The 21,675-nt window shown below is 70.3% G+C and carries 29 protein-coding genes; 13 read left to right on the top strand and 16 right to left on the bottom strand.

Annotated elements, in window-relative coordinates; all coding sequences use genetic code 11:
• Window positions 1–148 precede the first annotated feature (148 nt).
• The 6 genes from RBR11_RS05095 to rpsB all read right to left on the bottom strand — a co-directional run bounded on the left by RBR11_RS05095 (window position 149) and on the right by rpsB (window position 5,049).
• Entirely contained in the window at window positions 149–721 is a 573-nt protein-coding gene (locus RBR11_RS05095) for a DivIVA domain-containing protein (protein ID WP_308488218.1), read from the bottom strand.
• Complete coding sequence (locus RBR11_RS05090; RefSeq protein WP_308488217.1) at window positions 718–1,809, bottom strand: phosphatidate cytidylyltransferase; 1,092 nt, start codon at window positions 1,807–1,809, stop codon at window positions 718–720. The genes RBR11_RS05095 and RBR11_RS05090 overlap by 4 nt, the downstream gene beginning before the upstream one ends.
• Window positions 1,810–1,817: 8 nt before the next feature.
• Entirely contained in the window at window positions 1,818–2,372 is a 555-nt protein-coding gene (frr, locus tag RBR11_RS05085) for a ribosome recycling factor (protein WP_308488216.1), read from the bottom strand.
• Window positions 2,373–2,468: 96 nt separating this feature from the next.
• A complete protein-coding gene (gene pyrH, locus RBR11_RS05080; protein WP_308488215.1) occupies window positions 2,469–3,188 on the bottom strand; it encodes a UMP kinase in 720 nt (239 codons plus the stop codon).
• A 174-nt stretch (window positions 3,189–3,362) separates the two neighbouring features.
• Entirely contained in the window at window positions 3,363–4,190 is an 828-nt protein-coding gene (gene tsf, locus RBR11_RS05075) for a translation elongation factor Ts (RefSeq protein WP_308488214.1), read from the bottom strand.
• Window positions 4,191–4,236: 46 nt separating this feature from the next.
• Window positions 4,237–5,049 carry a 30S ribosomal protein S2 gene (gene rpsB, locus RBR11_RS05070; RefSeq protein ID WP_308488213.1) on the bottom strand — a complete coding sequence of 271 codons (813 nt, stop codon included), beginning with the start codon at window positions 5,047–5,049 and terminating at the stop codon, window positions 4,237–4,239.
• Window positions 5,050–5,373: 324 nt separating this feature from the next.
• On the opposite strand from rpsB, the gene RBR11_RS05065 reads away from it, so the two are divergent.
• The gene (locus RBR11_RS05065; protein ID WP_308488212.1) at window positions 5,374–5,967 is read left to right on the top strand and encodes a peptidoglycan DD-metalloendopeptidase family protein; all 594 of its coding nucleotides are present in this window, start codon (window positions 5,374–5,376) and stop codon (window positions 5,965–5,967) included.
• 37 nt (window positions 5,968–6,004) lie between these two features.
• Here RBR11_RS05065 and RBR11_RS05060 read toward each other — a convergent pair whose 3' ends face one another.
• The 3 genes from RBR11_RS05060 to RBR11_RS05050 all read right to left on the bottom strand — a co-directional run bounded on the left by RBR11_RS05060 (window position 6,005) and on the right by RBR11_RS05050 (window position 9,601).
• On the bottom strand, window positions 6,005–6,907 hold the full coding sequence (locus tag RBR11_RS05060; protein ID WP_308488211.1) for a tyrosine-type recombinase/integrase: 903 nt from the start codon (window positions 6,905–6,907) through the stop codon (window positions 6,005–6,007).
• Between the two features lie 130 nt (window positions 6,908–7,037).
• Window positions 7,038–8,276 carry a DNA-processing protein DprA gene (gene dprA / locus RBR11_RS05055; protein WP_308488210.1) on the bottom strand — a complete coding sequence of 413 codons (1,239 nt, stop codon included), beginning with the start codon at window positions 8,274–8,276 and terminating at the stop codon, window positions 7,038–7,040.
• On the bottom strand, window positions 8,273–9,601 hold the full coding sequence (locus RBR11_RS05050; protein WP_308488209.1) for a YifB family Mg chelatase-like AAA ATPase: 1,329 nt from the start codon (window positions 9,599–9,601) through the stop codon (window positions 8,273–8,275). Before RBR11_RS05050 ends, dprA begins: the two co-directional genes overlap by 4 nt.
• A 3-nt stretch (window positions 9,602–9,604) precedes the next feature.
• Between RBR11_RS05050 and RBR11_RS05045 the strand changes: the two genes are divergently transcribed.
• The 12 genes from RBR11_RS05045 (at window position 9,605) to RBR11_RS04990 (ending at window position 17,739) form a co-directional block, all read left to right on the top strand.
• A complete protein-coding gene (locus RBR11_RS05045; RefSeq protein ID WP_308488208.1) occupies window positions 9,605–11,005 on the top strand; it encodes a recombinase family protein in 1,401 nt (466 codons plus the stop codon).
• Between the two features lie 120 nt (window positions 11,006–11,125).
• Window positions 11,126–11,311 carry a helix-turn-helix domain-containing protein gene (locus RBR11_RS18340; RefSeq protein ID WP_373889766.1) on the top strand — a complete coding sequence of 62 codons (186 nt, stop codon included), beginning with the start codon at window positions 11,126–11,128 and terminating at the stop codon, window positions 11,309–11,311.
• A 106-nt stretch (window positions 11,312–11,417) separates the two neighbouring features.
• Window positions 11,418–12,875 (top strand): DUF3631 domain-containing protein, encoded by a 1,458-nt coding sequence (locus tag RBR11_RS18335; protein WP_373889765.1) that lies wholly within the window; start codon window positions 11,418–11,420, stop codon window positions 12,873–12,875.
• Window positions 12,872–13,093, top strand: coding sequence for a hypothetical protein (locus RBR11_RS05030; protein WP_308488207.1), 222 nt, complete (start codon window positions 12,872–12,874; stop codon window positions 13,091–13,093). Before RBR11_RS18335 ends, RBR11_RS05030 begins: the two co-directional genes overlap by 4 nt.
• 34 nt (window positions 13,094–13,127) lie before the next feature.
• Window positions 13,128–13,433: a hypothetical protein gene (locus RBR11_RS05025; RefSeq protein ID WP_308488206.1), complete on the top strand. Its 306-nt coding sequence runs from the start codon at window positions 13,128–13,130 to the stop codon at window positions 13,431–13,433.
• A 15-nt stretch (window positions 13,434–13,448) separates the two neighbouring features.
• Window positions 13,449–13,853, top strand: coding sequence for a hypothetical protein (locus RBR11_RS05020; RefSeq protein WP_308488205.1), 405 nt, complete (start codon window positions 13,449–13,451; stop codon window positions 13,851–13,853).
• Window positions 13,853–14,038: a hypothetical protein gene (locus RBR11_RS05015; protein WP_308488204.1), complete on the top strand. Its 186-nt coding sequence runs from the start codon at window positions 13,853–13,855 to the stop codon at window positions 14,036–14,038. The genes RBR11_RS05020 and RBR11_RS05015 overlap by 1 nt, the downstream gene beginning before the upstream one ends.
• A 157-nt stretch (window positions 14,039–14,195) precedes the next feature.
• Window positions 14,196–16,337: a phage tail protein gene (locus RBR11_RS05010; RefSeq protein ID WP_308488203.1), complete on the top strand. Its 2,142-nt coding sequence runs from the start codon at window positions 14,196–14,198 to the stop codon at window positions 16,335–16,337.
• Window positions 16,338–16,402: 65 nt separating this feature from the next.
• Window positions 16,403–16,621 carry a hypothetical protein gene (locus RBR11_RS05005; RefSeq protein ID WP_308488202.1) on the top strand — a complete coding sequence of 73 codons (219 nt, stop codon included), beginning with the start codon at window positions 16,403–16,405 and terminating at the stop codon, window positions 16,619–16,621.
• 110 nt (window positions 16,622–16,731) lie between these two features.
• Window positions 16,732–17,130 (top strand): hypothetical protein, encoded by a 399-nt coding sequence (locus RBR11_RS05000; RefSeq protein WP_308488201.1) that lies wholly within the window; start codon window positions 16,732–16,734, stop codon window positions 17,128–17,130.
• A 37-nt stretch (window positions 17,131–17,167) separates the two neighbouring features.
• Complete coding sequence (locus tag RBR11_RS04995; RefSeq protein ID WP_308488200.1) at window positions 17,168–17,488, top strand: hypothetical protein; 321 nt, start codon at window positions 17,168–17,170, stop codon at window positions 17,486–17,488.
• On the top strand, window positions 17,485–17,739 hold the full coding sequence (locus RBR11_RS04990; RefSeq protein ID WP_308488199.1) for a WhiB family transcriptional regulator: 255 nt from the start codon (window positions 17,485–17,487) through the stop codon (window positions 17,737–17,739). The genes RBR11_RS04995 and RBR11_RS04990 overlap by 4 nt, the downstream gene beginning before the upstream one ends.
• Before the next feature lie 69 nt (window positions 17,740–17,808).
• On the opposite strand, the gene RBR11_RS04985 is transcribed toward RBR11_RS04990, so the two are convergent.
• The 7 genes from RBR11_RS04985 to rplS form a co-directional block, all read right to left on the bottom strand.
• Complete coding sequence (locus tag RBR11_RS04985; RefSeq protein ID WP_308488198.1) at window positions 17,809–18,033, bottom strand: hypothetical protein; 225 nt, start codon at window positions 18,031–18,033, stop codon at window positions 17,809–17,811.
• A gap of 245 nt (window positions 18,034–18,278) precedes the next feature.
• Window positions 18,279–18,668 carry a magnesium chelatase domain-containing protein gene (locus RBR11_RS18330; RefSeq protein ID WP_373889772.1) on the bottom strand — a complete coding sequence of 130 codons (390 nt, stop codon included), beginning with the start codon at window positions 18,666–18,668 and terminating at the stop codon, window positions 18,279–18,281.
• A 44-nt stretch (window positions 18,669–18,712) separates the two neighbouring features.
• A complete protein-coding gene (locus tag RBR11_RS04975) occupies window positions 18,713–19,075 on the bottom strand; it encodes a YraN family protein (protein WP_308488197.1) in 363 nt (120 codons plus the stop codon).
• A 102-nt stretch (window positions 19,076–19,177) separates the two neighbouring features.
• The gene (locus RBR11_RS04970; RefSeq protein ID WP_308488196.1) at window positions 19,178–19,504 is read right to left on the bottom strand and encodes a DUF2469 family protein; all 327 of its coding nucleotides are present in this window, start codon (window positions 19,502–19,504) and stop codon (window positions 19,178–19,180) included.
• Window positions 19,505–19,618: 114 nt separating this feature from the next.
• Window positions 19,619–20,278, bottom strand: coding sequence for a ribonuclease HII (locus RBR11_RS04965; protein ID WP_308488195.1), 660 nt, complete (start codon window positions 20,276–20,278; stop codon window positions 19,619–19,621).
• Window positions 20,259–21,044: a signal peptidase I gene (lepB, locus tag RBR11_RS04960; protein WP_308488194.1), complete on the bottom strand. Its 786-nt coding sequence runs from the start codon at window positions 21,042–21,044 to the stop codon at window positions 20,259–20,261. The genes RBR11_RS04965 and lepB overlap by 20 nt, the downstream gene beginning before the upstream one ends.
• Window positions 21,045–21,163: 119 nt before the next feature.
• Complete coding sequence (rplS, locus tag RBR11_RS04955; RefSeq protein ID WP_308488193.1) at window positions 21,164–21,514, bottom strand: 50S ribosomal protein L19; 351 nt, start codon at window positions 21,512–21,514, stop codon at window positions 21,164–21,166.
• Window positions 21,515–21,675 lie beyond the last annotated feature (161 nt).

The raw sequence follows: 21,675 nt of genomic DNA, 5'->3' as shown, positions 1-21,675 counted from the left end.
CCGGGGGTGCCGCGACGTCGCGCGACGGGTACCGGCTGCTGATTCCTTTTGAGCGGCGCCTCGGGTGCGCGCCGAAATCAAATCGTTATCGGGAGTCACAATGGCTCTGAGTTTAGCCAGACGAACCTGAAATGACCATGAGAAACGCTCACCGGATGGCGAGCAGCACCTCGATCGTCGCGTCCAGCAGCGCGTCGACCTGCTCCTCGCGGTAGCCGCGGCGCTGCATCCGGAACGCGGTCTGACGCACCTGGTCGACGCTCAGCGCGTCGCCGTCGCGCAGGAAGCGCACGATCCGGGAGGCGACGTGATCCACCTCGTCGATCCGGTAGCCGAACGTGAGCAGGCCGGTGCGCGCGAACCTGTGCCCGCGCGGACGGCTCAGGTGATCGAGGATCAGCTGCGCGTCGGTGCGCGCCCTGCCGACCCAGGCCGACGCGCCCCGTGCCGCGACGGCGCTCGCCCGCTCGCGCTGCGCGAAGGCCTCTTCGACGCGGGCGAGCGCGGCGTCGACCGCCGCGATCTCGTAGCCGCCCCGCACCAGCGGGAACGACGCGGATCGGATGTCCGCGGCGCCGATGCCCCTGGCGCCCTCCTCGAAGGCGCCGCGCGCACTGTTCAGGAAGGCGTCCACCGCGGCGCGCTGGTACCCCTTCGCACGCCGCCGGGCGATCGGGAAGCTCGGCGCCGCGTCTTCGCGGGTCCGGTCTGCAGAGGTCATCGTGCTCCCGCCAGGGGGGTGAGGATGTGGAACAGGGCGAGCGCGAACACGGACGAGGGCAGGATGCTGTCGAGCCGGTCGAGCAGTCCGCCGTGACCGGGCAGCCACGAGCTCATGTCCTTGATGCCGAGGTCGCGCTTGAGGAGGGATTCGCCGAGGTCGCCGAGCGTCGCCGACGCGACGAGCACCGCGCCGAAGATCAAGCCGGCCCACCACGGGATCTCGAGCATGAACTGGCCGATGAGCGCTCCCGCCGCGAGAGAGCCGACCACCGCACCGGCGAAGCCCTCCCACGTCTTCTTGGGGCTCACCCGCGGCGCCATCGGGTGCCGCCCGCCACGGCCGAAGAGTAGCCCTGAGGCGTAGGCGGCCGTGTCGGTCACCACGACGACGATGATGAAGCCGAGGACCCACCACTCGCCGCGGGGCTGGCGCAGCAGCATCAGGATGATCGCGCCGAGGAAGGCGACGTAGACCTGTACGAAGCCGCCCGCCAGCACGTCCGTCAGCACGTCGCCGTAGATGCGGCCGTCGCGCGCCACCATCTGCCCGAAGGTGCGCCAGACGACGACGGCGAACACCGCGACGAACAGCATCACCCAGGTCAGCCACGGATCCGCGAAGTAGCCGCCGGCCACGAGGGCCGCACCGACGACGAGCTGCGGCCAGAGGTCGACCTTGCGCCCGCCGGCCCGCAGTGCGAGCACGAGCTCCCAGATCGCGAGCTCGACGATCGCGACCGCGATCAGCGCGAACGACCACTTGGCCAGCACGAGGGACGAGACCACGACCGCGCCGAAGAGAAGTCCGACGCCGACCGCGAGCACCAGATTGCGTCCGGTGCGCTGGATGATCCGCTCGTTGGCCTGATCGATCTGATCGCGTGCGTGCGAGACGTGCGTCTCGATCTCCGCCTTCCTCGCCTGCCACTGCGCGTGCAGGTTGTCGCCGGTGCGCGGCGGCACGCTCTCGCCGCTGCTCGGTGGCGGGTTCTCGCCGGCGCGCTGGCGCTGGTCGCTGCGGGTGCGCGGCGGAAGTGGCGGGCGCGGGGGGATCCGCGGCTCGTCATCCCCTCCAGGGGTGCTCATGGGGAACCTCAGACCTCGAGGAGCTCGGCCTCTTTGCGCTTCACGGCGTCGTCGATGAGGTCGACGTGCTGGCGCGTGAGGGCGTCGAGCTCCTTCTCGCCGCGGGCGATCTCGTCCTCGCCGAGGTCGCTCTTGAGCGCGTCGAGCTCGTCCTTCGCCTTGCGGCGGATGCCGCGGACGTGGACCTTCGCGTCCTCGCCCTTGGACTTGACCAGCTTCACGTACTCCTTGCGGCGGTCCGCGGTGAGCTCCGGCATCGTGACGCGGATGATGTTGCCGTCGTTGGACGGGTTCGCCCCGAGGTTCGGCATGTCGCGGATCGCGGCCTCGATCGCCTTCAGCGCGGTCTTGTCGTAGGGGGTGACGAGCAGGGTGCGCGCCTCCGGGTTGGCCAGCGAGGCGAGCTGCGCGAGCGGGGTCGGTGTGCCGTAGTAGTCGACCAGGATCTTCTGGAACATCTGCGGGTTGGCGCGACCGGTGCGCACCGTGCTGAAGTCCTCCTTGGCGGCCTCGACGGCGCGCTGCATGCGGGAGGTGGTGTCGGTGAGGACATCCGCGATCACGGTGGCTCCTATCGTCAGTGGGATTCGTCTCAGTCTATCGGGGAGGCGCTGCGATCCCCGGTCCGGGCGGTGCACCGGACCGGGGATCGCGGGCGTTCAGGCGGTGACGCGGGTGCCGATGGGCTCCCCGAGCAGCGCCTTCGTGATGTTGCCGGCGGGCTCCATGCCGAACACGCGCATGTCCATGCCGTTGTCCATGCACAGGCTGAACGCGGTGGAGTCGACGACCTTCAGCCCTCGCACCAGCGCGTCCTGGAAGGTGACCTGCTCGATCCGCTCCGCGGTCGCATCCTTGTGCGGGTCGGCGGTGTAGATCGCGTCGACGCCGTTCTTGGCGACGAGCACCTCGTCCGCGCCGATCTCCAGCGCGCGCTGGGCGGCCACCGTGTCGGTGGAGAAGTACGGCAAGCCGGCGCCGGCGCCGAAGATGACGACCCGGCTCTTCTCCATGTGCCGCTCGGCACGCAGCGGCAGGTACGGCTCGGCGACCTGGGTCATCGCGATCGCGGACTGCACGCGCGGCTCGGCGCCGGCCTGCTCCAGGAAGTCCTGCAGCGCGAGCGCGTTCATGACGGTGCCGAGCATGCCCATGTAGTCGGCGCGGCCGCGGTCCATGCCGCGCTGGCTGAGCTCGGCGCCGCGGAAGAAGTTTCCGCCGCCGACGACGACGGCGATCTCGACCCGATCCGTGGCCGCGGCGATCTCGCGCGCGATCTGGCTGACGACGTCGGGGTTGACCCCCAGCTGGCCGCCGCCGAACGCCTCGCCGGAGAGCTTGAGGACGACGCGACGCCGCTTGCTCTGTCGTTCGGTCATGGGGTGGTTCCTCTCATCCGTGAACAAACTACCGTGCGCAGCACGGAAGAATATGAGCGATGCACCGTGCGCAGCACGGAAGACTCCGGGCGATGCGCCGTGCACTCGCACGGGAGCTCCCGGGGCATGACGAAGGGGTCCGGATCCTGGCGGATCCGAACCCCTTCGATGCTGTTACGCGCCGACCTTGAAGCGCGCGAAGCCGGTCACCGTGATGCCGGCGTCCTTCGCGACCTGGCCCACGGACAGCTTGTTGTCCTTGGCGTAGTCCTGCTCGAGAAGCGCGACCTGCTTGAAGAACGCGGACACGCGGCCCTCGACGATCTTCGGCAGGGCGGCCTCCGGCTTGCCCTCGTTGCGGGAGATCTCGGTGACGATCTCGCGCTCCTTCTCGACGTCGGCCGTCGGGACGTCCTCACGGGTGAGGTAGGACGGGTTCGCGAACGAGATGTGCTGGGCGATGCTGCGCGCGGTGTCCGCGTCGTCACCCGTGTAGGCGACGACGACGCCGATCTGCGGCGGCAGGTCCTTGCTGGTGCGGTGGAGGTAGACCTCGGTCCGCTCGCCGGAGATCGTGGCCACGCGACGCAGCTCGACCTTCTCGCCGATGATGGCGGCCTCGTCCGAGATCAGCTGCTCGACGGTCTGGTCGCCCGCGGGGGCGGCCAGCACGGCGGCGACGTCGTCGGCCGAGACGGCGGCCGCGGCGTCCGCGACCTTCTCGGCGAGGGCGATGAAGCGCTCGTTCTTGGCGACGAAGTCGGTCTCGCAGACGAGCTCGATCAGGGTGACGCCACCGTCGTGCTCACGAGCGACGACGAGGCCCTCGCTGGTGGAGCGGTCGGCGCGCTTGGCGTTGCCCTTGGCGCCCTTCAGACGCAGGATCTCGGTGGCCTTCTCGACGTCGCCGCCGGCCTCCTCGAGCGCCTTCTTGGTGTCGACCATTCCCGTGCCGAGCTGCTCACGCAGCGCCTTGATGTCGGCGATGGTGAAGTTGGCCATGTTGTGCTGGCTCCTTGCTTCGTGTGTGTGCGTGGTGATTGCGGAATTACTCGGCGTCGGCGGTGGCCGGAGCCTCGACGACCTCGGCGGCAGCCTCAGCGGTCGCGCCGGTCTCGAGCAGCTCCTGCTCCCACTCGGCGAGCGGCTCCGCGTCGCCCGCGTCCGGGTTGTGCTTCTGCTGCAGGCCCTCGGCGGCGGCGTCGGCGATGATGCGGGTCAGCAGCGAGACGGAGCGGATCGCGTCGTCGTTGCCGGGGATCGGGTACTGGAAGTCGTCCGGGTCCGCGTTGGTGTCGAGGATGCCGATCACCGGGATGCCGAGCTTCTTGGCCTCGTCGATGGCGAGGTGCTCGCGCTTGGCGTCGACGACCCACAGGGCCGACGGGGTCTTGGTGAGGTTGCGGATGCCGCCGAGCGACTTGTGCAGCTTGTCCAGCTCGCGCTTCTTGAGCAGCAGCTCCTTCTTGGTGAAGCCGGAGGCGGCCGGGTTCTCGTAGTCGAGCTCCTCGAGCTCCTTCATGCGGGCGAGACGCTTCGCGATGGTGGAGAAGTTGGTGAGGAGGCCGCCGAGCCAGCGCTGGTTGACGTAGGGCTGGCCGACGCGGGTGGCCTGCTCGGCGAGGATCTCCTGCGCCTGCTTCTTGGTGCCGACGAAGAGGATCGTGCCGCCGCGGGCGACGGTCTCCTTGACGAAGTCGTAGGCCTTGTCGATGTAGCCGAGCGACTGCTGCAGGTCGATGATGTGGATACCGCTGCGCTCGGTGAGGATGAAGCGCTTCACCTTCGGGTTCCACCGGCGGGTCTGGTGTCCGAAGTGAACGCCGCTGTCGAGCAGCTGGCGGATGGTGACGACGGCCATGGTCGTACTCCTTGTTGGGTTGAGGTTGTTCTGCCGATCGGGCGACCGGCGATCCTGGTACCCGGCGCACGCTCCGCCCTCTTCCGAAGGACCTGTGGAGTGTTCGCCACGATGAACGCTGTGGGCACGCGTAGTCATCCCGAACACGCGGGATGCCCGATAAGCATATCAGCACCGGGGTCCGGTCCCGTGCCCGGTCACGCGGGGTCTTCGATGCGCGAGCGGGTCCCGCGTTCGCCCTGCACCGACGCGAGCACCGACCGGTTCTGCACCGGGTACGGCGACCGCGGCCGGCGGCGCCATCCGGGAGACGAGGATCGGTGGATGAGCGGGCAGCACGGTCAGATCCGGCACTCGGCCTCACGGTGGCCGGCGCTGCTGGTCGCGGCCGTGATCCTCGGGTCGATCGGCGCCGTGGGGCCGGCGGGAGCATCGGCGGCGGGTTCTCCGGCAGGGCTCCCCCTCGTGGCGGCGGCGACCGCGCCCCGGGCGCCGGTGCTGCCGGACGGCGACTGGGCGTGGCCGACGCCGGACCGGCACCGGGTGCTCGCCCCGTTCAGGTCGCCCGCGCACGCCTATGGGCCCGGGCATCGCGGGGTCGACGTCGCCGCATCCGGACAGGTGCGCGCGCCGGCGGACGGCGTGGTCGCGTTCGCCGGGGTCGTCGTGGACCGCCCGCTGCTGACGATCGACCATGGGAACGGGCTCGTCACGACGCTGGAGCCGGTGAGCACGGCGCTGACCCCGGGCGCGGCGGTGACCCGGGGCTCAGCGGTGGGGACGACGGCCGCCGGCGGGCACACCCCGGCCGGCGCGCTGCATGTCGGGGTGCGCTGGAACGGCGAGTACATCAACCCGATGCTGCTGTTCGGCGGGGTCGAGCGCGCGGTGCTGCTGCCCTGCGGATCCGGCTGCTGACGGACCGGCCCCCGGTCTGCGGCCGCAATTCGGCAGGTCAGGCGCGCGGGTGGGCGAGCCGATACGTCGCGGTGAGACGCTCGGCGGACACATGCGTGTAGATCTGCGTCGTGCCGAGGCTGGCGTGGCCGAGGATCTCCTGCACGGCGCGCAGGTCGGCTCCGCCGTCCAGCAGGTGGGTGGCCGCGGAGTGGCGGAGGGCGTGGGGTCCGACCGTCTCCGCGCCGATCACGGGGGCGAGGACGTGGGCGACCAGTCCGTAGACGGCGCGGGGCCCGAGCGCTCCCCCGCGGGCGCCGAGGAAGAGTCCCGGCCCGGGACGTTCGCCGCGCGCGACGAGCACGGGACGGGCACGCCGCAGATAGGCCGCGATCGCGTCGCGCGCGGGCAGTCCGAACGGGACGACCCGCTCCTTGCCGCCCTTGCCGAGCACGCGTGCGGTGGCGCGGTCGAGGTCGAGGTCGTCGACGGCCAGGCCGCAGAGCTCCGACACGCGCATTCCGGATCCGTAGAGCAGCTCGAGGATCGCGCTGTCCCGCAACCGGATCGGATCCCCGTCGAGGGCGGCGTCCCGTGCCTCGTCGAGCAGCACCCGCATCGCGTCGGCCGAAGCGACGGCCGGGAGCGTTCGTCCGCGTCTGGGCGCGATGAGGCGCAGGCTCGGATCCGCCGCGACGTGCCCGGACTCGGTGGCCCAGCCGAAGAAGGACCGCACCGCGGCGGTCCGGCGCGCCAGGGTGGAGCGCGCGTCGCCGCGCTGCGTGGCCCGCCACAGCCAATCGCGCAGCGTCTCCAGATCGACGTCCGCGAGCTCCGGGTCGCCCGCGGCGGTCGCGAGGTCGGCGAGGTCGGACCGGTAGGCGCGCACGGTCGCCGGCGACAGCCGGCGCACCTGCGCCAGGTGCGCCGTGAACGCCGCGGCCGCCTCGGATACCCGCATGCCTCCAGCATGCTCGGGTTCGGCCGCTCCGGCCGGATCACACGCGCGCGATTCCGGCCGCGACCGTGGCCGGGGCCGGGACGGGACCGGGGCCGGGACCGCGGGTCGGGATGCTCCCGTCAGCCCGGCCTCATACGGCGATGCTCCGCCAGCCGGTCGCCGTGCGCACGGCGCTGCCGTCGAGCTCGAGGATCCCGAGCAGAGCCTCGACCCGATCCCGGCTCAGCCCGCTGCGCCGGGCGAGGTCGGCACTGTCGCGCGGGGCACGGGTGCTCAACGCGTCCGCGAGTCGGAGCATGTCCGGATCCTCTCCCGGCGGCGTGATCTGTTCCGTCGTGGCGCCGAGGAGCTCCCGCACGTCGGCGGCCGACGTGATGCAGCGGGCGTCGTACTCCCGCAGCAGCCGGTGGCAGCCCGCCGAGGCGGCCGAGGTCACGGGCCCGGGGACGGCGCCGAGCGGTCGCCCGAGGGTCGCGGCATGCCCTGCGGTGTTCAGGGATCCGCTGCGCCAGCCGGCCTCGACGACGACGGTCGCGGCCGCCAGGGCGCCGATCACGCGGTTGCGTTCGAGGAACCGCCATCGGGTCGGCGCTCCCCCGCACGGCACCTCGCTGACGACCGCGCCGTGCGCGACGATCCGCTCGAACAGCTGCGCATGGCCCGCGGGGTACGCGCGGTCGATGCCGCCGGCGAGCACGGCGACGGTGATCCCGCCGGCGCGCAGCGCTGCCCGGTGCGCAGCCCCGTCGATGCCGTACGCCCCACCGGAGACGATGACCCGGCCCTCCTGGGCGAGGTCGCCCGCGAGCTCCCCCGCGACGTGCTCGCCGTAGCTCGACGCGGCCCTGGCCCCGACGATGGCCACACCGGGGGCGTTCAGTGCGGCCGGGTCCCCGCGCAGCCAGAGCGCGAGCGGCGCGTGGTCGCCGAGATCGGCCAGCATCTCCGGCCACTCCGGATCCGCCGGTAGCAGCAGCCGGCTCCCGGTGCGCACCGCGGCCCGCAGCGAGATGAGCAGGAACCCGGGGTCCAGCCGCTCGCCCCAGCGCTTGCGGCCTTCGCGCAGCGCCCGTGCCGACGCCCGGGGGTCGTCGGCGAGCGGATCCGCTTCGGTCGTCGCGCTCCCGCTCCCGAAGGCGCAGTCCAGGGCGCCCTCGACCCCGAGCGCCGCGACGAGCGCCCCGGCGACGCCGTCGCCCGGCTCCGTGACGAGATTCCAGATCAGCCCCGCGAAGACCTCGGACGATCCGGCGTCGGCGCGGATCCGGCACGCCTCCTCGACGATCGATCGATCCGTGCGGAGCGCATCCAGCCTCCTCCGCAGCCCAGCCGCGCCGGGCGCGCCGGCGATGTCCGATGCCGTGCTCATGCCGCGATCCCCTTCTTCAGATACAGCGCCCGTCCGACGTGCTCCAGCGCGGGCCTGTCCGCCCCTGCCAAATCGGCGGCGCTCCACGCCAGCCGCAGCACACGGTCGTAGCCCCGCAGCGTGAGCGATCCGCGCTGCAGGGCCCGGTCGAGTGGCGCCCGCGCCTCGGCCGGAAGCCGGTGCTCCCCCTGACGGAGCCAGGTGCCCGGGACATGCGCGTTGAGGCGCCAGGGCGTGCCGCTCCAGCGCCGCGCCGCGCGCTCCCGTGCCTCCACGACGCGGGCCCTCGCCTCGGCCGTGCTCGTGCGCCCGCGTTCCTGCGCCATCGCGTCCACCGCGGAGACCCGCGCGAGGTTCACGTCGATGTCCAGCCGGTCGCGGATCGGACCGGAGAGCCGGGCCGCGTACCGGCGGATCGCCGCGGGCGGGCAGATGCACTCCTCCCCCACGACCCCGAACGCCCCGCACGGGCAGGGGTTGGTGGCGAGCACCAGCTGGAACCGGGCCGGGAACCGCACGGTGAACTCGGAGCGGTGGATCTCGATCGCGCCCGACTCGAGCGGCTGCCGCAGCGAGTCGAGCACGGCCCGCGGCGCCTCAGCGGCCTCGTCCAGGAACAGCAGACCACCGTGCGCCCGCGCGATCGCGCCCGGTCGTGCGGCCCGGGATCCGCCGCCGACGAGCGCCGCGATCGACGCGCTGTGGTGCGGGGCGACGAACGGCGGCCGCCGGTCCAGCCGGGTCAGCGCCTCGCCCGCGAGCGAGCGGATCGACGCCGCCTCGAGCGCGAGGTCCTCGTCGAGGTCGGGCAGGATGCCGGTGAGTCGGCGGGCGAGCATGGTCTTGCCTGCGCCGGGCGGGCCGCTCAGCAGCAGATGGTGTCCGCCGGCCGCCGCCACCACGAGCGCCGCCACCGCGTCGTCCTGCCCGATCACGTCCGACAGGTCGAGCACCGGCTCCACGGCCTGCGGCGCGTCGTGCAGGCGGATCGGTTCGGGATCCCCCGGATCGTCGATCTCCGCCCCGTGCAGCAGCGCGACGTGTGCGAGACTCGCCGCCGCGTGCACGTCGAGCCCCGGAACCAGGCGGGCCTCCTGCTCGTTCGCGACCGGCACCACGACCCGCTCGAACCCGGCCTCGCGCGCCGCGTGCAGGGCGGGCAGCACACCGGCGATCGGGCGCAGCCGGCCGTCCAGCCCGAGCTCGCCGAGATGCACGGTCCGCGCGAGCGAGGCCGCATCGAGCGCGCCCTCGGTGCCCAGCGCCGCGACCGCGATCGCCAGATCGAGAGTAGAGTTATGCCACCTTTTCTGAATGGGGGGCACAACATGGACCACGCCGTCATCTACTGCCGCATTTCCGCCGACCCCGAGGGCCGCGAGCTGGGCGTTGCACGACAGGAAGAGGACTGCCGCGCGCTCGCTGCACGCATGGGCCTGAACGTGACGCAGGTGTTCGTGGAGAACGACGTATCCGCATCCACGATCAGCACGAAGCCGAGGCCGCTCTACTCCCGGATGCTGGCCGAGGTGCCCCGCGGTGCCACGATCATCGCGTACTCGAACAGCAGGCTCACGCGCCGACCGATGGAGCTGGAAGACCTGCTCCGGCTGAACCAAGAGCGCGGCGTCAACATCGCCACCGTGGTATCCGGGCAGGATGACCTAGCCACAGCGGACGGACGCATGATCGCTCGAATCAAGGGCAACGTGGACGCCGCCGAGGCCGAGCGTGTCGCTGAGCGTGTCCGTCGCGCGAAGGCGCAGGCCGTGGCCGAGGGCCGATACCGAGGTGGACGCCGACCGTTCGGCTATGAGGCGGACGGCGTGACCATTCGGGGGGCCGAGGCCGAGCTGATCCGGCAGGGCGTGCGCGACGTGCTCGCAGGCCGCTCAATGCGTGCCATCGCCGCCGACTGGGAGGGCTCCGGCACCCTGGGGCGCACGGCAACCAATCAGGCTTCGACGCGCGTGCGCCGGATCCTGCTCCGGCCCCGCAACGCTGGGCTCATGGAGGCTCACGGGGAGATCGTCGGGGCCGCAACGTGGCCCGCGATCATCACGCCGGATGAGCATCACGCTGTTGTCGCGATCCTGACGAATCCTGCACGCCGCACGACACCGGGGCCGGGACGCCGACACTTGCTCTCCGGCATCGCTACCTGTGCCATTTGCAACGACGGTACGACCGTGAACACGACATCGAGCCGTGGTCGGCCTTCGTACACCTGCGCACGCTCGAAGCATGTCATCCGAGCAACGGAGCTGATCGACGCGGCGACGGTCGGCGTCGTGCACGAGTTGCTCTCGGATCCGCGCCTGATCGACGCTCTGAGGCCCGTGGAGCACTCGGAAGACTCGCAGGGCGACCGTGACCGCTCCGACGCGCTACGTGCGCGTCTGCGTGCCGTGGAGGCTGATTACGCCGAGGGCCTGGTGACGGGTCGGCAGCTCCGCGACGCCACACAGCGCATTGAGGCCGAGTTGCAGCAGATCATGCAGCGGGAGGCGTCACGACTGTCTGGGTCGGCACTGGGCGAGCTGGTGTCCTCCCCGGATCCGGTTGCCGTGTTCGACGCCGCACCGCTCGACAAGCGCCAGGCCATCATCGCGCTGCTGATGGACGTGTCCATAGGCGCGGGCGGGCGCGGGAGACCGAAGGGCTGGACGAAGGGCGACCCTTACGCCGACCTCACGGGCGTCACGATCACCCGCCGATCCCTCCGCTAAGTCGTCTAACCGTATTAGACGGAACCTACAATACATCGGGCATTCAGTTGTTGCTAATGTCCACGAGTGTCCACTAGGGTGGGCATAGGGAAACTCCCGGGCCGCGCAGACTCGGAGTGAATGATGGTTCCCCCCATCGCACCGGCACGGCTCAGGCAGGCCGCAATCCGGTATGACGTCTCGACGCGGACCCTGCGTCGGTGGATCGCAGACGGAAGGATCAAGGCCTACGGCTTCACGCCACGCACGTTGCGCGTGGACTTGAACGAGCTGGACAACCTCTTCGGCGTTGGCGGTGCAGCATGAGCGCCGCCGAGTTCGTCGCGAAGACCGTCGCCACCATGCAGCCGCTGACCGACGATGAGGTTGCGCAGGTCGCGGCACTGCTCCGCCCCTCCAAGGCGGTGACGGCGTGAGCGTGAGAAACGCCCCGGCAGCGGATGCTCAGGGCGCTTCGAAGTCGTTGGCTGGCGACTCCTCTATCGTACCCGTCCGCGCCGACATCATGAAGGCTGTTCCGACTGTTCCGGTTGTTCTGGATCTGGCAGAGACACATGGACAGGCTGTTCCGGCTGTTCCGCTTGTTCCGGATCTGGCGGAGACACACGGGCAGGCTGTTCCGGCTGTTCCGCTTGTTCCGGATCTGGCGGAGACACACGGGCAGGCTGTTCCGGCTGTTCCGGTTGTTCCGGATCTGGCAGGGGTATCCGGGCACGTCCTGGACCGGGTGGAGACGTTCCTCTCTCGGTTCATCGCGTACCCGACCGACCACGCCCGCGTGGCGCACGTCCTCTGGATCGCACACGCGCATGTCGCTGATGTCTTCGACAACACCCCGCGCCTCGCCGTCCTGAGCCCGGAGCCGGGATCCGGGAAGACCCGTGTCCTGGAGATCAGCGAGTGCCTGGTGCCGCGTCCCGTGGTGACAGTGAACGCGACCCCCTCCTACGTGTTCCGGAAGATCGGTGACCCTGAAGGGCTGCCTACCCTCCTGATGGATGAGGTTGACGCGATCTTCAACAGCCGCAAGGCCGACTCGAACGAAGACCTTCGGGGGATCCTGAACTCCGGCTACCGGCGTGGTGCCTACGTGGGGCGTGCTGCCGTTGTGGGGAAGGGTGTTGTCACTGAAGAGTGGCCGAGCTTCGCCCCCGTGGCCCTTGCGGGACTGGGGAACCTCCCCGACACCCTCATGACCCGCTCTGTCATCATCCGCATGAAGCGCCGCCGTTCCGGGGAGCGAGTGGAGCCCTACCGGGAGAGGGTAGAGCGGGCCGTCGCTGAGGCACTGCGCGAGGAGCTGGCTGACTGGTGCGAGTCGATCCGGGAGGTGCTGGGATCTAACTACCCGGAGCTGCCTGAAGGCATCGAGGACCGGGACGCGGATATCTGGGAACCTCTGATCGCCATCGCTGACGCGGCTGGTGGAGAGTGGCCCAGCCGGGGACGTGGTGCAGCCGTGTTCCTCACCGAGGAATCACATGCACGCCCCGTCACTCTGGGGGTCCGTCTGCTGGCCGATATCCGCGTCGTGCTGGCCGGTAGAGATCGGATCTCGTCTGCCGAGCTGGTGGAAGGGCTCCGCACCCTGGAGGGCGCTCCCTGGGACTCTCTGAAGGGGGAACCTCTGGACACCCGCGGCCTGGCTCGGATGCTCGACAAGTACGACGTGAAGCCGACCAAGATCCGGCTCGGATCCATCACCGTGCAGGGGTACACCCTCGCCGGATTCTGGGATGCGTTCGAGCGCTACGCCCCCCATGTCACCCTGCCAGATCCGGAACAACCGGAACAGCCGGAACACATTGCCCCGGGCACCGCCCCCAGAAGCGGAACAGCCGGAACAGGCGGAACGGTGGCGGCAGCATGAGCGCCGTCGCGGTCGGGCCGGAGCGGTGCTTCGTGTCCTGGGAGACGTACAACTACCTGCGCCGCGAGGTAGCACGGCTGAAGGTCGAGCGCCGGGACCGAGCGTCGCTCTACCGGGAGATCAGCACCCTCACTGTCGAGCTGGAGCGCGCCCGCCACGAGATCGAGCGCCAACGCGCCGAGCTGAACCGGCGCTACCTGATCGGAGCAGCGGCATGAGCGAGACGTACGCCGATCGAAAGGGGAACCTCCGATGAGCCACCACGACCAGCTCACCGACCTGTTCGGGCGGCCCGTGAACCCGCAGCGGGCCGAGGACCGCCCCTTGCGGTCCGTCGAGCAGCCGCCGCCCGACGTGGCCGACCGACCCGGCCACACCATCACGCGCGCCGTATTGCGCATGTCGGGCACGTCGCGCGCCGCCTACTACGCCGCGCCGATCACGCGCGCGTCGTGCTCGTGCGGCTGGTCCGCCGAGTCGTCGCATCCCGTCGTGGTCGTCCACCTCACCGAGGCCCACCTCATCGCCACCACCGAGCCGAGCGGCTCGGGCAACTGAAAGAGAGAACCATCAATGTCCAGCAGCATCGCCCCTCAGAGCACCGAGAGCCTCGGATTCTCGGAGCCGTTCGACCCCGCTCGCGAGGGCATCTCGCGGCTCGTGGCCGAGCGTGAGGCCCGTGAAGCGGCCTTCCGCGCCACCGAGGTCGCACTTTCCGCCGCCGCCAACGCGGAGCGCGCGAAGGCCAGCCTTGCCGCCCTCGCGACTCCCGAGGGTCGAGCAGCCGCAGCACGCCGGAAGGCCGAGGCCGATGCCGTGACCGGCTACGCCGCGCAGGCGGCAGCCGCCGAGGAGCGGATGGAGCGCGGCTCTATCGAGGGCACCGCCGACCGGAACCGCGGGCTCGTGGACTCCATGCGCGCCAAGGCGGGGATGCTGCTCGCGCAGCGCGCCGACAACCAGGGGCGGCGAGCCTGATGGTCGCGCATGTGGCGGGCACGCCGACCGTCGCGGGCGGCGTCGTGACGCTCGTATGCTCCTGCGGCACCGGCTGGGCCGCGCCCGGCTTTGACCTGACCTCCGCCAACGTCCAGCAGATGCAGGCCACTCTCGCGGATCATGTCCGGTTCCCCGACCGCGGTCGGCCCGGCCAGATCGCATAGAGACCGCCCGCGCGCGCTTCGGGACGCGCGCGGGCACCGGGCCGGGGATGGCTCCTGAACCTCCCCGGCCCGACTCCCCCGAACACAGCAGAGGGCTCGCGCAGAGACGAAAGGAAACCCCGTGGCGTACGTAGTTGGTAGTGCTGAGGTAGAGCTGGTGCCCACCGCGCAGGGCTTCGACCGGAAGGCGGAGGCGCTGATCGGAGATCTCCGTGTCGGCGTCGAGCTGATCCCCGACATCGCGGGGCTGAAGGCGGAGCTCGCGGAGGTGTCGCACCTGCAAATCGGCGTCGGCGTCGATGCGGTCGAAGCCACCGCCGAAGTCGCGGCCCTCACCGGCGACAAGAGGTTCCACTTGGTCCCCGAGCTCGTGTCGGGTGTCGTCGCGCCCGAGCTGGACATGCTCACCCGCCGCCGCAAGGTCGAGATCGTGCCCGAGGTGGAGTTGGTCAGCTTCGACGCGAAGCTCGCCGCGGTGAAGGCGCAGCTCGACGGCCTGAAGGCCACCATGAAGTGGGACCCCGACCTGCCGAAGCTGAAGGCCGAGCTGAAGCTGGCCGAGGCCGCGATGGGCGAGCTGAAAGTGCACGTCGGCGTGGACTCCGACGACTACCTGAAGGTGGCCGCGGAGTTGAAGTCCCTCCAGGCGTTCACGCCCGGCAGCGGTGCCGCCACGCCCGCAGCGGACGGCGCGGGCGCAGGCGGGGCGATGGGCGGGCTCATGGTCGGCGGGATCGCGGCAGGTGTCGCCGCGCTCGCCCCTGTCGCGGAGGTGGTCACGGGCGCAGCGCTCGGGCTCGCCGGGCTCGCCACAGCCGCCACCGCAGGCGTCGGCGCGTTCGCCGCGATCGCCACCGCGGCGCTCACGACGGACAAGGCGTTCAAGGACGCCCTCCAGCCCTCCCTGGATGGGCTCAAGTCGGCGTTCGACAAGCTCGTGGGCGACAACATGGGCGCGCTGCTGGCACCCCTGCAGACGGGGCTCGGGCTGCTCGCGCAGATCCTCCCGCAGCTGTCCCCGCTGCTGCAGGCCGGATCCTCCGCGCTCGTGGCGCTGCTGAAGCCACTACAGGACGCGGTGAACTCGGGCGCGCTCTCCAAGTTCATCGGCCAGCTGACGCCGCTCGTCGGCCCCGCCGTCGCCGGATTCGGGCAGCTGCTCGGCAACCTCACCACCGGGGCCGTGCAGCTCGTGCTCGCGTTCGCGCCGTTCGGGCGAACCGTGCTCGACGTGCTCGTGAAGCTGTCCAAGGCGTTCGCGGACTGGACCACCACGAAGGAATTCAAGAGCTTCCTCGCGGACGTCGTGAAGCAGGCCCCGCTCGTCGCGTCCCTGTTCGGTGCGCTGCTCGGCGTCGTGATGCCGCTGCTCGGCATCCTCATGCCGCTGGGCAACGTGCTGCTCCAGCTGCTCGTGCCGGTGTTGCAGATCCTCGCGCAGCTGCTCCAGCCGCTCCTGCCGCTGTTCGACGCGATCAGCCCCTTGATCGCCGCGATCATGCCGCCCGCCGTCGCGCTCACGAACGTGCTCGTCCAGCTGCTCGTGCCGATCCTCCAGTTCCTCGTGACTGTGCTCGTCGCCGTGATCCAGTGGGTTACTGAGGCCATCAACTGGGTCGTTCGGCTCGCGACCGGCAACAAGGAGGCCGCCGCGCAGCTCCAGGAGGCCTGGAACAACGTGATGTCGTTCTTCGCCGGCGTCGGCAAGTGGTTCATCGGCATCTGGGACGGGCTCGTCTCCGGCGTCTCCCGCATGGTCGGGGAAGTCGGCGCATGGTTCGACTCCATCCCCGGGCGCATCGGACAAGCACTCGCAGGCGCTGGGCACTGGCTGCTCGACACGGGCGCGCAGATCGTGAACGGCCTCTGGAACGGCGTCCGCGGCATGTGGGACTCGTTCATCGGCTGGGTCCGCGGCGCGATCAACCTCATCCCGAAGGCCGTCCGCGACGTGCTCGGCATCCACTCCCCGTCCAGGGTTATGGCTGAGATCGGCGGCTTCATGGGGCTCGGGCTCCAGGAGGGTCTTTCCCGCTCCATCGGCACCGCGATGGACTCCGCGCGCGCGCAGATCCGCTCCCGCGTGGATGGGCTCGGAGCGACCGCCACCGCGGCCATCGCGGCGACTGTGGACGCCACGGCGCTCGGCGGCAGCAGCGCTGCTACCAACAACAACCTGCAGCAGATCCTGGCCGCGGTCCAGGCGCTGATCGAGAAGATCCCCACCGCACAGGACACCGCGTTCGCGCAGCGCATGTTCGGACGCAACGGCGGCAGCCTCGCCGGGGGGATGGGATGACCGCCCCTACCGGGATCCCCCAGGACCGGGAAGGCCAGCCCTCTGGCCACCCGGCCCCTGGTGGGATGGACCGCGAGACCGACCACGCACAAGCCGACGCCATCGCGCTCGTGTCCTCACTCCAACGCGACGACCACCACGGCTTCGCGAACATGCTGCTCGGCATGACCGCGACCGAGCAGATGTTCGCACTGATGTCGCTCGCCGCGTCGCTCGCGTCATGCGCTGACGCGCTCGGGCTCGCAGCCGCCGACGCCATCCGCAAGCCGCCCGCCACCGACTAGGGGGGACCGGGTAGACCCCCCGCCCACCGGGCTGTCAGGCGACTCGCGTATACGCAGCCGCAGCCAGCGTGCTAACTCCCGCATAGCTCATTTCAGGAAGGAACAGACCAATGACCAAGCCACTTCGAGCACCTGCCGGGCTCGGGACCGCTGGCCGCGCACTCTGGCGGCAGATCGCGACCGACTGGGCGGAGAACGCCGTCATCCCCGACGCGCGCGAGCACCGGCTACTCGCTGACGCTTGCCATGAGGCCGACGTGCTCGCGCTGCTGCAGGCCGAGCTGGATACCGCCGCCGCATCCGGCTCGCTGACCACTCGCGGCAGCATGGGGCAGCTGATCACGCACCCGCACGTGGCCGAGGCTCGCCGGTCCCGTGCGCAGATCGCCGCGAACCTCCGGCAGATCCAGCTCGACGTGCCGGAGGCGAAGGCGGACGGCCCGAAGTACCGCAGCCGCTCCGAGCAGGCCCGCGCTGCTGCTAACGCCCGGTGGTCGGCTCGTGGTTAGGGCAGCGGGGCCGCGTGCTGGCCGTATCGACCCGTTGGTGTCGGAGATCAGGCGGGCGCATGTCGAGCGCCGGGATGCTCTCGCCCTCCGGTGGCCGACACCGCTGCACGAGGAGCACTGGAGCACCGAGCGTGCCGCGTTCGAGGCTGGGGAGGACATGATCATGACCACCTCGGAGGTGTTCGACGCGCTCATGTTCGCCCGGCTGGATTCTGAAGCGTCGAAGTACGTGCACGCCGCCGACCGGGACGACTCGCGCCGCTGGCTGGTCCCTGGCGCGTCTGGTGGACCGCTCCGCGAGGTCGTGGCCGAGGGTGCGGACCTGTTCGACGCGCTCACGGGGCAGCTGGTGCCATGAGCGAGCCGTGGCTGCTGGCCGCCGTCGAGCCGGACGACTGGCGCGCCGTCGCTCTGTGCGCGGAGACGGACCCGGACGAGTTCTTCCCGGACAAGGGCGGCACGAGTCGGCATGCGAAGGCGATATGCGCGCGGTGCGACGTGATCTCGGAGTGCCTGGAGTATGCACTGCAGCACGATGAGCGCTTCGGTGTCTGGGGCGGCAAGAGCGAGCGCGAACGCCGCAAGCTGAAGCCGAGCCGCCGCGCCTAGGACAGCGTGAGGTCTTCGACCTCGTCCAGCGTCGCCCCGGATCCGAAACGGACCGCCAGCCACCGCGGGCTAGGCAGGCGGCTGGATCCCGCCGACCTCCCGCAGCGCGTCGGCCAGCGCGAGCGCCTGTACGCCGCTGAGCGCGTCCGCATGCTCGTGTAGCACCGGATCGACCATCACGCCGTCCTGATCGCTCCAGAGGGCGTACAGCGTCGCCAGAACGATGCCGCCGACGATGACGGGCACCACGGGGCCGATAGCCGTGCCGTCTGTGATCTCTGACCATGTGTTCATGGGCTCCAGAGTGCCGTCTAACGAAAGTGCCGCAACCCGCGGCGAGTCGTGCACTTCCGTTAGACGCTCGACGGCCATACCCTCGGGCCATGACTGACATGGTGTGCTCGCGATGCGGGTCGGACCTGATCTACCGGCGAGCCGAGGGGACGGACTACGACCTTCGCACGCACGTCGATCTGATCCCCGTGCGTTGCTCGAATCCCAAGTGCTACTACTCGAACGTGGCCTTGGTTGACGCCGACCTAGAGATGCCGCGAGGCCAGTGGGAAGCGATGCATTCGGGCCGATGATCCTCGCGCCGAATTGTCCCGAGTGCCTGGAGCCGATGCAGCTGCACCCCCGGTTCCCGATCTGGTGGTGCGAGTCGTGCCAAGTGCAGGTGACACCCGAGGACACCGACCCCGAGTTCTAAACGCGCACTTTGCGACGTTTGCCAGGTCGAACGACGACCCGTGCTTGGGCAGGCTCGCCGGCGAGAGGTTCACGGTGAGTTTGCGCCGCGGCAGATCGAGACGGCTGTTCTTGCAGGCGTTGTGCACCCGTCGCACAGCCTCGCCGAGCGCCCGGTCCGTCAGGCCGATGAGGTCGAAGCCGGGGGTCTGCTGGGACAGGTCGGCTTCGACGTCGACCATGTGCCCGGCGAGACCGGTGAGCGCGACCGCCCACGTCCGCGCGGTCATCGCAGATCCCGCAGATGCTCGAGCGCGCCGATCGCGGGATCCTCGCCGACGATCCCGATCGCCTCGAGCCGCAGCGCGCGGCCGCGACTGGACATCGGATGCTCACGCACCCAGGCGTGCACGAGTCGCCACAGGCGCTGTCGCTTGCGTTCGTCGATCGCCTCGAACGGGTGTCCGTAGTCGAGCGTACGTCGGGTCTTCACCTCGACGAAGGCGAGCGTGCTGTCGCGCTCCGCCACGATGTCGAGCTCGCCGAGTTCGCACCGCCAGTTGCGGTCGAGGAGGTGGTAGCCGAGCCGGGTCAGATGCTCCGCGGCGCGGTCCTCACCCGCGCGTCCGAGGTCGTCCTTCGCTGCCATGCGGACAGCCTGACGAACCCGCGGGACGTGCGGATCGACGATCGCGCAACCGGTGCGGAACCGGTGGGACCGGCGAGCTGGGGAGGACGAACGCTCCCGGCGTCACTCGCCGTCGAGCGAGAGCTCCTGCGGCAGCTCGAACTCGCGGCGCGAGAGCTCCTCGACGTTGACGTCCTTGAAGGTGAGCACGCGGACGGCCTTCACGAAGCGGTCGGCGCGATAGATGTCCCAGACCCAGACGTCGGTCATCGAGACCTCGAAGTAGAAGTCGTGCTCGGTGTCGCGGCGCACCACGTTGACCTCGTTCGCGAGGTAGAACCGGCGCTCGGTCTCCACGACGAACTGGAACTGCTGCACCACGTCGCGGTACTCGCGGTACAGGGCGAGCTCGAGCTCGCGGTCGTAATCGTCGAAGGCGTCGTCATCCATGGTGCTCCCATCCTACGAGGAGCCGGTCGGCCGCGGTGGCCGTGCCGGGCCGGTGGCGCCGCGCGACGACGAGCACGGGTCGTGACGCACGAGCCCGTGAAGAGTGAACGGCGGTCAGAACAGCGTCGGCGCTTCCGCGATCGCCCAGGACGAGCGGTGGTGGCGGCTGAGCCCCCGCTCGCGGATCGCCTCCCGGTGCTCCGGGCTCGCGTAGCCCTTGTTGCGCTCCCACTGATACGCCGGGAACTCCGCGGAGAGCTCGACCATGAGCGCGTCGCGCGCGACCTTGGCGAGCACCGAGGCGGCCGAGACCGCGGCGCAGTCCCGGTCGGCCTTGATGATGGGCCGCACATTCAGGGCGCCCGGGTGCACCGCGGACACGTAGTCGTGGTTCCCGTCCAGGAGCACGAGCGCGGAGGCGGCGTCGTGGACGTCGCCGCAGGCCGCGAGGATCGCGCGCGACGCGGCGAGCCCGAGCGCTCGCATGATGCCGACCTCGTCGATCTCGTCGCTGCCGGCCCAGCCGACGGCGCTGGCCGGAGCCCACGCGCCGGCTCGCCCCGCCACTTCGGCGCGGCGCTTCTCCGGTACGAGCTTGGAGTCGCGAAGCCCCTGCGGCACGCGCCGGCGGGCGGCGGCGGCGTCGACGACCGTCGCCCCGACCGCGACGGGACCGGCCAGGGCTCCCCGCCCGACCTCGTCGAGGCAGATCAGGATCGGGTGCTCGCGCAGCAGCCGTCGCTCGAGGACGAAGCTAGGCTCGACGACCGGCACGGCGGCGCCCCCGGGGCGTGGGGCTCCCGACCCCGTTGAACACGGCGTAGTGCCCGTCGATCATCCCGAACCGGTCGAACGGCCAGGTGATCAGGAAGGCCCGTCCGACGATGTCGTCCATCGGGACGAAGCCTCCGCCGGGCTGGTTCTGGTGGTATCGCGAATCCTCCGAGCGGGCGCGGTTGTCACCGAGCACCCAGACAGCGTTCTTCGGCACGGTGACGTCGAACGCGAGGCTGGACGCCCGGGTGTCGCCGGCCGGCAGCTTGAGGTACGCGGATTCGTCGATCGGCGCGCCGTTCACGGTGATCTGACCGAGCGAGTTGCAGCACACGACGTGATCTCCGGGGAGCCCGATGAGGCGCTTGACCAGGTGGTCGTCCGAGTCCGGGGCGGCGATCCCGATCAGCGTGAGGAACCACTCCCCGGCCTCCAGCAGGGGCGAGCGCGCGGGCTGCGGCGGCGCCGGGGGCAGCCAGCCGCCGGGATCCTTGAACACGATCACATCGCCGCGGTGGTAGCCGTTCCAGTGCGGGGTCAGCTCATCGACGAGGATCCGGTCCTTGACCAGGAGCGTGTTCTCCATCGACCCCGAGGGGATGAAGAAGCTGCGCACCACGAAGCTCTTCACCAGGAAGGAGACGAGCACGGCGATCAGCAGGATCACGAGGACGTCGCGGAGGAAGATCACCCAGCCGCGACGCCGCGGCGCCTCCTGGACCCGGCGGCGCGCGCCGATCGGTTCGGCCGCGATCTCTTCCGTCATGCGCCATCCTTCACAGGCCGTCGGCCGTCCGTGCGACGACGTCCTCCAGCTTCTCATGCCGGAGATGAGAAAAGCGCCCCGAGACCACGTGTCTCGGGGCGCTTTCACAAGGCTGCGGGTCAGCGCGCGTCGCGCTTCTCCTTGATTTTCGCCTTCTTGCCGCGGAGGTTGCGCAGGTAGTACAGCTTGGCGCGGCGCACGTCACCACGGGTGACGACCTCGATGTGGTCGATCACCGGGGAGTGCACCGGGAAGGTGCGCTCGACGCCCACCTGGAAGCTGATCTTGCGGACCGTGAAGGTCTCGCGCACGCCGTCGCCCGAGCGGCCGATGACGGCGCCCTGGAAGACCTGGATGCGGGAGCGGTTGCCCTCGATGATGTTGACGTGCACCTTGACGGTGTCGCCGGGGAAGAACTCGGGGATGTCGGAGCGGAGCGAAGCCGCGTCGACGGCGTCGAGGATCTGCATGATCGTCTCTCTCTGCACTCGCCTCAGGTCGCATGCATGTCAGGAAGGGATGAGAATATGTGTGCCGAACGGCGCGCGAGGCGTCCGTGGGCTCCCCTGGGGCAGAGCCTGGTCACGGCACAAGGAACCATTTTGCCATGGATCCGGGGTTGCGCCAAAAC

This window comes from Microbacterium capsulatum (assembly GCF_030865425.1).
Classification (GTDB): domain Bacteria; phylum Actinomycetota; class Actinomycetes; order Actinomycetales; family Microbacteriaceae; genus Microbacterium; species Microbacterium capsulatum.
The sequence above is the reverse complement of the archived record's forward strand: the minus strand, read 5'-3'. Positions and strand labels throughout refer to the sequence as shown.

What these genes read in the sequence shown, in the direction of transcription:
- RBR11_RS05095 (WP_308488218.1), bottom strand. Translation starts at nt 721, where the DNA reads ATGACCTCTGCAGACCGGACCCGCGAAGACGCGGCGCCGAGCTTCCCG.
- RBR11_RS05090 (WP_308488217.1), bottom strand. Translation starts at nt 1,809, where the DNA reads ATGAGCACCCCTGGAGGGGATGACGAGCCGCGGATCCCCCCGCGCCCG.
- pyrH (WP_308488215.1), bottom strand. Translation starts at nt 3,188, where the DNA reads ATGACCGAACGACAGAGCAAGCGGCGTCGCGTCGTCCTCAAGCTCTCC.
- tsf (WP_308488214.1), bottom strand. Translation starts at nt 4,190, where the DNA reads ATGGCCAACTTCACCATCGCCGACATCAAGGCGCTGCGTGAGCAGCTC.
- rpsB (WP_308488213.1), bottom strand. Translation starts at nt 5,049, where the DNA reads ATGGCCGTCGTCACCATCCGCCAGCTGCTCGACAGCGGCGTTCACTTC.
- RBR11_RS05065 (WP_308488212.1), top strand. Translation starts at nt 5,374, where the DNA reads ATGAGCGGGCAGCACGGTCAGATCCGGCACTCGGCCTCACGGTGGCCG.
- RBR11_RS05060 (WP_308488211.1), bottom strand. Translation starts at nt 6,907, where the DNA reads ATGCGGGTATCCGAGGCGGCCGCGGCGTTCACGGCGCACCTGGCGCAG.
- dprA (WP_308488210.1), bottom strand. Translation starts at nt 8,276, where the DNA reads ATGAGCACGGCATCGGACATCGCCGGCGCGCCCGGCGCGGCTGGGCTG.
- RBR11_RS05045 (WP_308488208.1), top strand. Translation starts at nt 9,605, where the DNA reads ATGGACCACGCCGTCATCTACTGCCGCATTTCCGCCGACCCCGAGGGC.
- RBR11_RS18340 (WP_373889766.1), top strand. Translation starts at nt 11,126, where the DNA reads ATGATGGTTCCCCCCATCGCACCGGCACGGCTCAGGCAGGCCGCAATC.
- RBR11_RS05030 (WP_308488207.1), top strand. Translation starts at nt 12,872, where the DNA reads ATGAGCGCCGTCGCGGTCGGGCCGGAGCGGTGCTTCGTGTCCTGGGAG.
- RBR11_RS05025 (WP_308488206.1), top strand. Translation starts at nt 13,128, where the DNA reads ATGAGCCACCACGACCAGCTCACCGACCTGTTCGGGCGGCCCGTGAAC.
- RBR11_RS05020 (WP_308488205.1), top strand. Translation starts at nt 13,449, where the DNA reads ATGTCCAGCAGCATCGCCCCTCAGAGCACCGAGAGCCTCGGATTCTCG.
- RBR11_RS05015 (WP_308488204.1), top strand. Translation starts at nt 13,853, where the DNA reads ATGGTCGCGCATGTGGCGGGCACGCCGACCGTCGCGGGCGGCGTCGTG.
- RBR11_RS05005 (WP_308488202.1), top strand. Translation starts at nt 16,403, where the DNA reads ATGGACCGCGAGACCGACCACGCACAAGCCGACGCCATCGCGCTCGTG.
- RBR11_RS05000 (WP_308488201.1), top strand. Translation starts at nt 16,732, where the DNA reads ATGACCAAGCCACTTCGAGCACCTGCCGGGCTCGGGACCGCTGGCCGC.
- RBR11_RS04990 (WP_308488199.1), top strand. Translation starts at nt 17,485, where the DNA reads ATGAGCGAGCCGTGGCTGCTGGCCGCCGTCGAGCCGGACGACTGGCGC.
- RBR11_RS04985 (WP_308488198.1), bottom strand. Translation starts at nt 18,033, where the DNA reads ATGAACACATGGTCAGAGATCACAGACGGCACGGCTATCGGCCCCGTG.
- RBR11_RS18330 (WP_373889772.1), bottom strand. Translation starts at nt 18,668, where the DNA reads ATGGTCGACGTCGAAGCCGACCTGTCCCAGCAGACCCCCGGCTTCGAC.
- RBR11_RS04975 (WP_308488197.1), bottom strand. Translation starts at nt 19,075, where the DNA reads ATGGCAGCGAAGGACGACCTCGGACGCGCGGGTGAGGACCGCGCCGCG.
- RBR11_RS04970 (WP_308488196.1), bottom strand. Translation starts at nt 19,504, where the DNA reads ATGGATGACGACGCCTTCGACGATTACGACCGCGAGCTCGAGCTCGCC.
- lepB (WP_308488194.1), bottom strand. Translation starts at nt 21,044, where the DNA reads ATGACGGAAGAGATCGCGGCCGAACCGATCGGCGCGCGCCGCCGGGTC.
- rplS (WP_308488193.1), bottom strand. Translation starts at nt 21,514, where the DNA reads ATGCAGATCCTCGACGCCGTCGACGCGGCTTCGCTCCGCTCCGACATC.